An 11,762-nucleotide genomic window follows, 5' to 3' on the forward strand; every position below is an offset into this window, starting at 1 on the left:
ATTTATCTCATTCTTTTTCATTTATTCTCAAAATATGGGCTAGATACAGAAGGCCTAATGAGTGATGGATTACTTAGGCAAGTACTGGGAAATATTATTTTTTGGACACTCCCTGCCATACAACCTGAAATCCATCTTCGATAGCTTTATTCTTATCCTGTGGTTCTGAATAAAGAATATAATCCACTATTGTCCTGCTTGACTGATAGAACATTGAAGTTATCATTTCTGGTGGGTAGTCTCCAAGCTCACCATTTGCCAATCCTTCCATAGCCAGATCATGGAAGAAAACATACTCTTCCATAACCACTTCACGGGTATGACTTGTTATGTAAGGAGAAGAACAGAACTGTCCGACAAAAAGGAATTGATCCTGATTCTCTATTCCCCATTCTACCAGATTATACCACATTTTCCTTAATTTTTCTTTATAAGTTTTTTGTGCCTGGACATCTTTTCCCATGCTACGACTTAATTTCTCTTTAACATCGAAATAGAGGGCGTTGATGAGATCCTCTTTAGTAGGGAAATAATTGAATAATGTACCTGTGGCTACACCTGCTTCTTTTGATATCTGGGCAGTGGATGTACCGTGGAAACCTCTTTCAGTAAAGAGCTTCAGGGCAGCTTCTAAAAGGGCTGCTTTCTTGTCTTCAACCTGTTTTTTCATGGATTAACTCTGGTATTGACTATTTAGTCATTTTCATTTGAATTATAATTATTGGTATAAATACCTTGTTACAAAAACCCAACACATTAAAAATATACATGGTGCCTGCAAAATTGAACCGTTATGAATAGAAAACTATAATATGGATTAAATGTTGTTCAAACTATGGAAGAAGGGCCACTTGGTAAAATATATAGTATTCCGGCATCTGTGCTGGTGATTATTGGTATGGTTTTGAGTGCGTTCCTTTTCTATAGTCTGATGAAGGCAGCGGAAAACGGGAACGTGCTGATGGTTATAATTCTTGCAATAGCGATATCCATTGTAGCTTTTGTAATAAGTAGGGCTATAAAATTTCAGAAATTTAAAGAATTCTGAGCTGATCTGTTATTGCAAGTCTGTAAAAATCAAATTTAGAGTTCATACCGGCAGGTCTGCTGGTATATGCTGGTGATCACAGGTAAAATAAACTCCGAACATTTTGGTCTTGCTTTTCCTCTTGAGGTAGCGGTCACACTGCTGTATCCTGTCATAACCTAACATGATACCAAGTATGAAGTCCTCTTCAGGAGTATAATCTGAAAGACTTTTGTTCCCCATTTTTTTGAGAACACTGATACATCTTTTGTTTCCAAAGAAGACATTTATTTTTTTATCTGAAGCTTTCTGAATATGATAACTTACATTCTTTTTTTCAAGCAGCTCAGTTATCTCTTTTTCAAGTTCACTGGTCGAAGTATGTAATATCAAATGCCTCAAACCTTTCTGGTATTCATAGATATGATGGCGTAAAACCTGCATGTTGCCACACACGTACGAACTCAAAAGTTCTTCACTTAATTTTTTCACTTGAATACACCTTTTGATTATTATATTTTGTATCCAGTTCTCTTCAGATCCCGGACATTTACTTTTCTGAATCACAATAATAATCTGAATCGCGCCATACTCTGAAATATCTGAAACGCTGTTGTGTTCTTCGTGGAAGTCTCCAATCCATAATTAAAACTCCTTATTTGAACTGTTTTTATTTATTCAGTTATTATATTCTCTTTTTTTGTTTTTTTTTCGTTATGTGCTTTTTTGTGTTTGAAGGCTACCATGAAACAACTGGAGAAGAGTGTTCTGCTTAAGGAAAATGACCTAGTTGGTGCAATAGATAACCAATTTTTATCAAATTGTGTTTATTGACAGTTTGTGTTTCATGGTAGCAATACCAATAATGCATTGTCTGTATTTAATTATTTTGGTATGGCTAACATTCTTAGCAAACTACAAAATATGCAGTGATCAAGTATAAAAGTACAATTACTGACACATACTAAAAATTAAGAAAATATAAATGTGCGAATCAGGAAAAAGAATACAAAAATAAGGTAGAAGTAAAGGCAGAAATAAATACAATTCACTTTCTTTACTTCATTCTCTTTCTTGATTCTTCCACTTCGTCAATAACACCTGGATATTCTCTGAACATCACCAGGATGTCAAGGGCTGCAACAAGGTCAACAACACCTATCGCACCAATAGCTTCCCCGCTGAGTGTCCTTATAGGAGCCACAACAACTGACTTACCCTTGTAAACACCTTCCTTCGGTACAGTCCTGATACTTACGTTTGTTCTCATTACCTCTTCAAGGACCGGGCCTGTGTAGTCCCTGTCAATGATCATGCCTCTTTCCATACGGATACCCTTACAATTGAGACTGCGAATGGTTGTTGGGATTCCTAGCAGGGCGTGTACGGCAATTGCTATGGGCTCCAGATCCTCAGCCGTAGAATCCGAGCAGATATTCAGGCAAACCGAACTATTTAATTCTTCATCACATGTCATTTTTGACTCACCTTTTATTTTGTGGAAAGAATTTAATTTTCAAATTTAACAGATGTAATGTATTCATGAGCAGAGATAGCTGCCACAGCTCCATCGGAAACAGCAGTCACAACCTGCCACATGGAAGTCCTGCGACAATCTCCTGCCGCAAATATGCCGCTGACCGAAGATTCCATTTTCTCATCTGTAACTATGAAACCTGCTCCCTGCTTTTCAACATCCGCAATGGATGTGTTAGGAGTGATACCAACATAAATGAAAATCCCGTCAATTTCCATTTCTGTTATTTCATCGGTCTTTGTATTCTTGAGTATTGCTTTTTCAACAAACTCTCCGCCTTTGATCTCCTGAACGACGGTATCCCAGACGAATGTTATGTTCTCTTTATCAAAAGCCCTCTTCTGAAGAATAGAACATGCTCTTAGTTCATCGCGCCTGTGTACCACATAGACATTTTCGGCAATATCTGAAAGTATAAGTGCATCTGTCACAGCGGACTCGCCTCCGCCCACAACGATGACATTCTGTCCTGCATAGAAAGGACCATCACACGTGGCACAATATGATACACCTTTTGTCAGGAATGTATCTTCTCCCGGAACTCCAAGTCTTCTCGGATTTGCACCTGTGGCGATGATCACTGCCAAGGCTTCAAGGTCTCCATTATCGGTGACTATGACCTTTTTGTCACCTCCATCTTTCACGGATCTGACATCAGAACTATGAACGATGACGCCTGTTTTTTCGGCGTGTTCCTTGAACTTATTCATGAGTTCCATTCCTGAAATTGAAGGAAAACCCGGATAGTTCTCCACTCTGTCTGCTGTTGCTATCTGGCCTGGCACTACATTCTTTTCAATTACCAATGTATCAAGGCCGTAGCGTACTGCATAGATGCCAGCTGTCAGCCCGGCAGGTCCTCCGCCAATAATTATGAGGTCATGCATACTTATCAACTATCATCATTACAAACATTACTTGCCTGTGCTTTATCAGGAACTCCTACAAAGGCAACCTTGTCATCAATGATAGTTGTAGGTATTGAACGTATCTTGAACTTCTTTGCAAGTTCTTTGCCTTCAGGAGTGTCCAGTTCTACTTCCTCATACTCAAAATCACACTGTTCGTTTAATTCCCGCCACATTTTCTTTGCAGTTGGACAGAAATGGCACCATTCTGAATGCACTAAAGTAACCTTTACCATATTTTCCACACTCCTTTTCATCAGTCAATAATCTATTAGTTAGGAGACTATATGAAATTAATGACTGTAAAAAGTTAATTATCAGTGTTAACTTGCTTGTCATGTTGAAACCTGTTAATTTCCTTTGAAAAACTATATTACTGATGAACAATATTTATAATGAAGGAGGGATTGATATTCCAAGATATTCAATTGATGAATTTGTAAAAAATACAGGTCAGAAGGATCTCGGACAGGGTAAGTTTGAACTTGAACGCGACAGGATGCTGGAAGTTAACCTTGATGGACGTATATGGATGAAAATGGGCGCTATGGTTGCTTATCTTGGTGATGTGAAATTCACCAGGGAAGGAGTGCTAGAGCATGGTTTAGGTAAACTTGTGAAAAAAGCAGTTACAGGTGAAGGAGTTACCCTTACCAAAGCAGAAGGTGCGGGAAAAGTTTATCTTGCAGATAGTGGAAAGAAAATCTCAATAATCAACCTTGATAATGAGGCTATTTATGTGAATGGTAATGACCTGTTGGCTTTTGAAGAGAGCATTAAATGGGACATCAAAATGATGAAAAAGGTTGCCGGAATGATGGCTGGTGGACTTTTCAATGTTAAACTGGAAGGTACCGGCATGATAGCTATTACTACTCACTATGATCCTCTTACACTCAGAGTAACACCTGACAGGCCGGTATTCACTGATCCGAATGCTACTGTAGCATGGTCAGAGAATCTTGTACCGGACATTAAAACCGATATTTCCCTGAAAACCCTTGTTGGAAGGTCAAGCGGTGAAAGTCTGCAGATGGCATTTAAGGGGGATGGTTTTGTTGTGATACAACCTTATGAAGAGATCCCTTATGTAACTCCGACTGCCTGAAAACTGATCTACAAATGAAATTAAACAATCTATCTGTTTTTTAACAGCATATTATTGGGTGCATATTTATTTGCATCCTCTTTTACAGAAATGAGTGTGTTGTCAGCGATCAGATGTTGACAAGTCCTGCGATTACAACCACTGCCAGTAGCATGAGGGTATAAAGAAGGACCATGATTCCCACTTTTTTAGCACTGATTATTGCATTGTTATTCATTGTTAGACCTCACCTTATTATATGGTCTATTTGTATATAATGATTATTCGATATAAAATATCTATAATTCATTGAAGGTTTTTAAATTTCTGTCTTCAAGTTATATTATTGATGTTTTTCATTCATTTCTGAACGAAGTAATTCACAAATGTTATATCTGATTGCGTATGTACATAATCTATCAGACGTGGGGGTGGTCTCATCTGGCAGACCACCTCTAATGGCAATTGCCTGAAAAGGTGGTCTGCCTTCCCGCTCGAATACATGGGAAGATGGGAATAGGATGTAACAGCATACCACCCCCACAAAAGATACATTCTTTTTGATTACCGGTCTGCAATTTTGAAGCAAATTCAATTTAACTTAATTCTGGCTTTCATCATAAAAAGCTAAATTACTTGAAAACTATTATGCGGCCAATGAAACTAAAAACGCCAATGTATATGGTAGCATCAGGACTTGTTATTATTTTCCTTGTTGCAAGTATCTTATCAATATGTGACGTTTCCGGAATTGATCTTACTGCAAGCTCATGTGATATGGCAGAAAATACTCATGCTGATCCTCATGTTCTCTCATCAATAATATTTAATGTAGGTCTAACCGGAATTTTCATGGTTGGAATAGGAATTACATGGACTATAAAGTCCTATTTTTTCGGATGAGGTCATCAGGTGTTCGGCTGATCAGTATCTTAACCATCCTGAATTAAAACGAGTAAAAAATAAGGTAATGGAAGTAGTTTTATTTTGATACATCAAATAAATTAAACGTTTTTGGAATTGTAACTGAGAATTTACTTCCCTTTGACACTTCGCTTTCAAGTTGTATGGTGCCATTGTGAAGTTCTACAAGTTTTTTGACAAGGGCAAGCCCAAGGCCGGTTCCTTTCTGCTCCGTATTTGATGCTGAATTGATCTGTGAAAAAGGCTCAAATATCTTTTTTTGATAATCATATGGGATTCCGATGCCAGTATCTTCCACCGATATTTCTATTACCTGGTCAAGTGACCTTCCGGAAACCTCTACTGTTCCTTCTTCGGGAGTGAATTTAATGGCATTGCTTATTAGGTTTATTAATATTTGTTTTATTTTTCCCGGGTCAGCATCAAAAATAATGTCATCTGGTTCCAGGACAAAATTAAGATTAATGTTCTTACATGAAGCTATGGGATATATCATATGTTCAATTTCCTCAAATATATCATTCAGCTTTATCTGTTCAAGCGAAAGCTCCATCTTTCCTGCTTCCGTTTTTGATATGTCCAGCAAATCGTTAATCAGGTTTAAAAGATGATTGCCACCTTCCTCGATGTATGTAAGGTAATGTTTCTGATCATCATTTAGTTCTCCGGCCTCTCCTCCCACAAGTGCTTCTGAAAAACCAATTATCGATGTCAGGGGGGTTCGAAGTTCGTGGCTCATATTTGCAAGGAATCTGCTTTTAATATTGTTTGCCTCTTCTGCTGCAAGCATAGCTTTAAGTGTTGCTTGCTCTGCTTTTTTACGTTCAGTTACATCATTGAATGTGATAAGTATCATGGACGCTCTTTCATGGTTTCCAGGGAAACTAAAGTATTCACGGATCTCTTTTCTTCCTCTCATTTCCATGTGCAGGATATTCCCGTTAGCATCTTTTATTCTGACTTCCAGGGTCTTTCCCTCGGGTTTTTTGAAAAAGGCTTTGAAGCGTGACATGTAAATCACTCTGTCTTCTTCAAGAATATATTTGGAGAGGGGTTCATGCATATCATCGCATTTATGACAATCAATTATCTGGCAAAGCAGTTCATTGGCTTTTCTTATTATCCCGTTTTCATCCAGAAGTGCATAGCCTACAGGTGCCCTGTGGAAAAGATGATAGTAACTTTCTCTCTGAACTACCAGTTCTGCCTGCGCTTTTCTTAGTTCTTCATTCTGAAGTTCAAGTTCAATCTGATGTACTTGCAGCTCATGAAGGACTGACTTCAGTTTTTCATCGAGTTCGTCTCTGATCTTATCTTCCTTTTCCAGTTCATGAAGTCTGTCATATGCCTGCAATCTTAAATTTTCCATGTATTCATCCTTACATGTCTCAGATGAGTCCAAACTTTCTCCTTCCATCTATTTTTTCTGTTTTTCGATATCTACGTCTTCTATTTTTGAGAAAAGACTTACAATTTCTCCGCAGGGGAGCTTATAAACATGGATTTCATACGCACTCTTCAAACTTCCATTGAAAGGTCCATATGTTGCAACATGTGCTGCTGTTCCTGTATCTTTTACATCAGTGAATAATCTGTTCAAAGTTCCGGAATCCTCAGGTAATAGTTCAAATAGATCCTTTCCTTCTGCTCTACCACGGTTTATGGCAAGCATCTTCTCTCCGGCACAGTTTATTTCCCTGATGATGAATTTCCCATTTTCATATTTGCAGACGACCATAGGACTTGTTATTGTATCGTAAAGTTCGTCATACTTGCTTGTAGCATTTTCAAGTTTTTGTTTTCTATGGGTTTCTTCTGTGATATCCTGGAAAGCCCCGTAAACTCTGATTATTTTATTTTTCTGTTTTTCAGCCTTTCCTATAGATCTCACATATTTCAGATTTCCCTTGCCAGTTAGAAGGCGTAAAGTGAGATCAAATGGTTTGCCTTTTTCCAGGGCATTTTTCACTGCAGTTTCGATTTTAGATCTGTCATCAGGATGGTAGAATTCGATTCCATTTTTGACTCCATGTTCAAACCCAGGTTCTACTTCATGTATTTTGTAAACTTCTTCGGTCCAGAAAGTCTTCATTGTAGACGGATCTATCTCCCATCCTCCCACTTTTGCAATATTTGCAGCTTCCTTTAGCCACATATCTTTCTTTTCAAGAGAACGCTGTGTTTCTTTGAGTGATGTTATGTCAATGATAGTAACAACTATGCCTGAATATTTATCGTGGGAAATGAAGTAAGGAAGCACTTTGAGAAAATACCATTTATTGCTTTTTGAGCGTACTTCACTTTCATAAATATTATTGCTATCCTGAACTTCTTTAATTATATCCTGTATATTGATATCAATTACATAATTAGCAATTCCTTCAAGCGGCCTGCCTATATCGTTATCCAGCAGGTGGAATACCTCTTTCATCATTGGTGTGTACTTACGTATCTCAAGATTTTCATCAAGGAAGAGTGTACCTATCTGGGTATTTGCCATAAGGTTTTCAATATCCTGATTGAGTTCTGTAAGCTCAATGATCTTGGCCTGGAACTCTGAGTTGACGGTATGCAACTCCTCATTAACCGATTGAAGCTCTTCATTTGTTGCCTGCAGTTCTTCGTTGCTTGCAAAAAGTTCCTCATTTGTTGCCTGCAGCTCTTCATTTGACGTTTCAAGCTCCTCTATTGTTGCCTGCAGGTTCTCACGGGTGAACTGCAATTCCTGCTCAAGATCAGAAATTCTCTGCTCAACGATTTCATCCATGTCATATTCCTGTCCCCTGTCAATACCCTGTTCCTGGGTGGTAATTATATTTTCATCAAGGAATATCGCAGCAAGAGGTATCTGGTTATGTCTGGAAGGAAGAAGTTTCATTGTAATGTTGAGTGTCTTTTTTTCACCGTTGATTTTTGTCTTGACATTTTTGTATTTGACTTCTTCTTTTGTGTTGAATACTTTTTGAAGACCAGTGGTAATCGGTATTGACAAATCCTTTGATAACATTTTTGGGATATTGAACATCATTTTCCCGGAAGGAACCCTGAAATACCCCTCTGAGTTGCCAAGTGTATAAACGATTTCCATATTTTCGTTTGCGATTATGGTTAAGGGTAGATATTCTTCCTGGACAGCACCCATAATCCTTTCAAGCAGCTTTTCTTCTTCTGTTTGCTTCAACTTTCTAGGTGCTACAGAGTAGTCATTTTTAGCTCTTGAAGCATCAATTGTGATGTTGCGGATTTTCTGCATGTCAATTGCCTTTGTTTTCCCCCTTGAGCGATATATTTTCCATTTATGGTTCAAGGGTTCAAAGCGATCGGACATTTCACCTGTGGTCTCACTTGGTCCCAGGAATAAAATCCCGTCTGCTTTCAATGAATAATTAAAAAGTTCCAGGACTCTTGATTGCAGCACGGGCTGAAGATATATGAGAAGATTTCTGCAACTTATCAGGTCTATATTAGGAAACGGCGGATCTACAAGCACATCATGTTTTGCAAATACGATCATTTCCCTTATTTCTTTGCGAATATGGAATTCAGTATCAGAAGCATTAAAGTGTTTTCTAAGTCTTTCCTGACTTACGTCAGCTGCAATTGTTTCGGAATAACGTCCGCTTGCCGCTTTAAGAATTGTCTCTTCATCAACATCGGTTGCAAATATCTTGACATTGATGTATTTTCCAAGCAGTTCCATGGTTTCCTTAAAGATTATGGCAATACTGTACGCTTCTTCCCCGGTTGAACAACCTGCAACCCATATACGTATCTCTTTATCATCAGCTTTTTTAACGATATCCAGCACGCATTTCTGAGTTATATAATCAAAAGCTTCTACGTCCCGGAAAAAGTGTGTGACTCCAATGAGAAGTTCCCTGTAGAGGTTTGTTATTTCCTGCGGATTGTCTTCCAGATATCTGACATAATTTTTGAAATTATCAATGTGATTTACCACCATTCTGCGCTCTACTCTTCTGACAACAGTGTTTATTTTATAATGAGTGAAATCAACTTTGTGTTTTTTTCTTAAAAGGGCAAAGAGCCTGTTCATGTTTTCCTGGTCAGTAAGTAAGATATTCGCATCTGTCTGATTGCTGGCGTAGGGGTGCTCAATAAAAGATATGAGTTGCTCTGGCATTTCCTGTGTTGGTAGTATGAAATCCACAATCCCGGTGGATATGGCACTTCTGGGCATTCCGTCAAATTTCGCCGATTCCTCACTCTGAACCATTGTCATGCCACCTTTCTCTTTGATGGCTTTTATTCCCCTCATACCATCACTGCCGGTCCCTGAAAGTATTATACCAATAGCTTTGCTTCCCTGATCCTCGGCCAGTGACTCTAAAAATATATCTATTGGAAAGTTGGGTACTCTGGAATGATCATGTTCACTTAGGAGCAGTTTCCCATGGAAAATTGTAAGATTATTTCTGGGTGGTATAAGGTAGATCTTATTAGGCTTAACTACCATGCCTTCCTCTGCTCTTAAAACTTCCATCCTTGTTCTTTTAGAAAGCAGTTCAACCATGAGACTTTTGTAGTCAGGAGAAAGGTGCTGTATCACGACAAAGGACATTCCTGTGCTAAGAGGCATATTTTCAAATAGTTCTTCAATAGCTTCAAGACCACCTGCAGATGCCCCTACTCCAACTATATAATGCGAAGGTTTGCTTTCATTTTCAGTGATTCCCACTGTATTCATATTCTACTCCCGTTTATTGTTACCAGAAGCATAGACCCCCTAAAGTACTAGTATTTTTTTGACCGATAATGCTCAAATTAGTGCAAAAAAATGTGATTTGCAGATCAGAACAAATTCAGCAATTATATCTAGTAGTATTTTTACAATGATGGATTCTTTTATTTAACACTTTCTATAATATAGCATATAACAAAAAAAGTGACATATGTTGTGTATATATTTGTTAATATTATTTGCATTCATAAATCTCAAATTTTGAAATTATTCTCAGGATTGAAAAAATGGATTTCTATGGCTCATGCAGTTCACCGATGGTCTGGAAATTCTAACTTTTTTGATTTATGATTTATTCAGCCTGTAACGGCGTTAAACTGATATATTGACAAAGGCGTAATCTAAATGGAAAATCGCAAGGAGATATCCATGAGTTCAAAAGATAACTTAAAAGCAGCATTTACCGGTGAGTCTATGGCAAACAGAACATATCTGGCTTTTGCAAAGAAGGCAGATTCTGAAGGGTATACACAGATCGCAAAATTGTTCAGGGCAACAGCTGCAGCTGAAACGATCCATGCTTTAAATCATCTCCAGCGCATGGGAGGTATTGGCACTACAATGGAGAACCTTAAGGAAGCTATCAACGGGGAAACCTATGAGTTTGAGGAGATGTATCCTCAGTTCATAAAAGAAGCAGAGGAAGAAGGGGACAACCGTGCTCTATGGAGTTTTGATGTTGCAAACCAGGTTGAAAAGGTCCATGCAAATCTCTTTAAAAAAGCACTTGATCATATAGGCAAGAACGAAGAGGTTGATTATTATGTTTGCAGTGTCTGCGGACATACCCATGAAGGCAAACCTGAAGACAATTGTCCTGTCTGTGGTGCACCTGCATCCCGTTTTGATAGGATCGACTGAAAGGGAAAAATGAGGAATTGATGTGTAAATATCATTTACACAAATTTTATTTTCCGTTTTGAATTTTTTTTCATTATATTGTATATACAGATAACACTTTTTATATAATGGAATTTTCGTATTATTCAACTGTTCATATTTTCTCCTGTCTCTGTACTATATTTTTTTGTAACATTTTTGTTTTATAATTCATTCTGAATATGTTTTGAACGGTGATCAGATGAGCATTAATGTATATCTGTTAGTTTTCTATTTTTTTTAGTTAGCTGCTAGAATAGCTGGCATGCGCCCAGTATTTTTATGATACTATGAAATTTATATATAAATTATTATATATTATTTTTATCTGTTGAACAGTTGCATTAATCAACAGATGGTTCATGAATTTAAAAATACTCAATGAAAGATGAAAATTACAATTATCAGTTGGTATTTGGTGAGGTATTGAACATGTTTGAGAATATGAAAATCAAGAATCTTCTTATAGGAAGTTTTGCAGTATTATTATTATTAACTGCTATAGTGGGATATAGTGGTTACAATGGAATGATGAATGTAGATGACAGGGTAGTAAAGGCGGATGATATGAACCGCCTTGTCAAATACATGAAAGATGCCCGTATATCGCAGGAAAGCTATCAGCTAACACAGGATCCTGC

General features: G+C 37.7%; 12 protein-coding genes. 5 read left to right on the forward strand and 7 right to left on the reverse strand.

The annotated features are described in order from the left end of the window. Positions 1-94: 94 nt before the first annotated feature. Positions 95-670, reverse strand: coding sequence for a TetR/AcrR family transcriptional regulator (locus tag J2746_RS08360; RefSeq protein WP_209619020.1), 576 nt, complete (start codon positions 668-670; stop codon positions 95-97). A gap of 165 nt (positions 671-835) precedes the next feature. Between J2746_RS08360 and J2746_RS08365 the strand changes: the two genes are divergently transcribed. After that, a complete protein-coding gene (locus J2746_RS08365; RefSeq protein ID WP_209619023.1) occupies positions 836-1,048 on the forward strand; it encodes a hypothetical protein in 213 nt (70 codons plus the stop codon). Between the two features lie 42 nt (positions 1,049-1,090). Here the strand turns inward: J2746_RS08365 and J2746_RS08370 are convergent, their stop codons facing one another. The 4 genes from J2746_RS08370 to J2746_RS08385 form a co-directional block, all read right to left on the reverse strand. Continuing rightward, positions 1,091-1,519: a DUF2023 family protein gene (locus J2746_RS08370; RefSeq protein WP_209619026.1), complete on the reverse strand. Its 429-nt coding sequence runs from the start codon at positions 1,517-1,519 to the stop codon at positions 1,091-1,093. 565 nt (positions 1,520-2,084) lie between these two features. Next, complete coding sequence (locus J2746_RS08375) at positions 2,085-2,504, reverse strand: DUF2111 domain-containing protein (RefSeq protein ID WP_209619029.1); 420 nt, start codon at positions 2,502-2,504, stop codon at positions 2,085-2,087. A 32-nt stretch (positions 2,505-2,536) separates the two neighbouring features. Further along, the gene (trxB, locus tag J2746_RS08380; RefSeq protein ID WP_209619032.1) at positions 2,537-3,451 is read right to left on the reverse strand and encodes a thioredoxin-disulfide reductase; all 915 of its coding nucleotides are present in this window, start codon (positions 3,449-3,451) and stop codon (positions 2,537-2,539) included. Between the two features lie 5 nt (positions 3,452-3,456). Further along, on the reverse strand, positions 3,457-3,708 hold the full coding sequence (locus J2746_RS08385; protein WP_209619035.1) for a glutaredoxin family protein: 252 nt from the start codon (positions 3,706-3,708) through the stop codon (positions 3,457-3,459). A 143-nt stretch (positions 3,709-3,851) separates the two neighbouring features. On the opposite strand from J2746_RS08385, the gene J2746_RS08390 reads away from it, so the two are divergent. Together J2746_RS08390 and J2746_RS08395 are read left to right on the forward strand one after the other, a co-directional pair. Next, positions 3,852-4,580 carry an AIM24 family protein gene (locus tag J2746_RS08390; protein WP_245250055.1) on the forward strand — a complete coding sequence of 243 codons (729 nt, stop codon included), beginning with the start codon at positions 3,852-3,854 and terminating at the stop codon, positions 4,578-4,580. A 636-nt stretch (positions 4,581-5,216) separates the two neighbouring features. Then, positions 5,217-5,462, forward strand: coding sequence for a hypothetical protein (locus tag J2746_RS08395; protein ID WP_209619037.1), 246 nt, complete (start codon positions 5,217-5,219; stop codon positions 5,460-5,462). 79 nt (positions 5,463-5,541) lie between these two features. Here J2746_RS08395 and J2746_RS08400 read toward each other — a convergent pair whose 3' ends face one another. Next, positions 5,542-6,885 carry a PAS domain-containing sensor histidine kinase gene (locus J2746_RS08400; RefSeq protein WP_209619040.1) on the reverse strand — a complete coding sequence of 448 codons (1,344 nt, stop codon included), beginning with the start codon at positions 6,883-6,885 and terminating at the stop codon, positions 5,542-5,544. A gap of 15 nt (positions 6,886-6,900) precedes the next feature. Beyond that, positions 6,901-10,188: a chemotaxis protein CheB gene (locus J2746_RS08405; protein ID WP_209619043.1), complete on the reverse strand. Its 3,288-nt coding sequence runs from the start codon at positions 10,186-10,188 to the stop codon at positions 6,901-6,903. A 423-nt stretch (positions 10,189-10,611) separates the two neighbouring features. On the opposite strand from J2746_RS08405, the gene J2746_RS08410 reads away from it, so the two are divergent. Both J2746_RS08410 and J2746_RS08415 read left to right on the forward strand, forming a co-directional pair. Further along, entirely contained in the window at positions 10,612-11,103 is a 492-nt protein-coding gene (locus J2746_RS08410) for a rubrerythrin family protein (protein ID WP_209619046.1), read from the forward strand. 399 nt (positions 11,104-11,502) lie between these two features. Beyond that, on the forward strand, positions 11,503-11,762 hold a 260-nt coding region (locus tag J2746_RS08415; protein ID WP_209619049.1), incomplete at its 3' end, for a CHASE3 domain-containing protein.

Origin of the sequence: Methanolobus bombayensis (genome assembly GCF_017873415.1) — an archaeon.
Lineage (GTDB): Archaea > Halobacteriota > Methanosarcinia > Methanosarcinales > Methanosarcinaceae > Methanolobus > Methanolobus bombayensis.

Bases quoted from the DNA above. Each gene is read 5' to 3' on its own strand.
- J2746_RS08360 (WP_209619020.1), bottom strand. From the start codon at position 670: ATGAAAAAACAGGTTGAAGACAAGAAAGCAGCCCTTTTAGAAGCTGCC.
- J2746_RS08365 (WP_209619023.1), top strand. From the start codon at position 836: ATGGAAGAAGGGCCACTTGGTAAAATATATAGTATTCCGGCATCTGTG.
- J2746_RS08375 (WP_209619029.1), bottom strand. From the start codon at position 2,504: ATGACATGTGATGAAGAATTAAATAGTTCGGTTTGCCTGAATATCTGC.
- trxB (WP_209619032.1), bottom strand. From the start codon at position 3,451: ATGCATGACCTCATAATTATTGGCGGAGGACCTGCCGGGCTGACAGCT.
- J2746_RS08385 (WP_209619035.1), bottom strand. From the start codon at position 3,708: ATGGTAAAGGTTACTTTAGTGCATTCAGAATGGTGCCATTTCTGTCCA.
- J2746_RS08390 (WP_245250055.1), top strand. From the start codon at position 3,852: ATGAACAATATTTATAATGAAGGAGGGATTGATATTCCAAGATATTCA.
- J2746_RS08395 (WP_209619037.1), top strand. From the start codon at position 5,217: ATGAAACTAAAAACGCCAATGTATATGGTAGCATCAGGACTTGTTATT.
- J2746_RS08405 (WP_209619043.1), bottom strand. From the start codon at position 10,188: ATGAATACAGTGGGAATCACTGAAAATGAAAGCAAACCTTCGCATTAT.
- J2746_RS08410 (WP_209619046.1), top strand. From the start codon at position 10,612: ATGAGTTCAAAAGATAACTTAAAAGCAGCATTTACCGGTGAGTCTATG.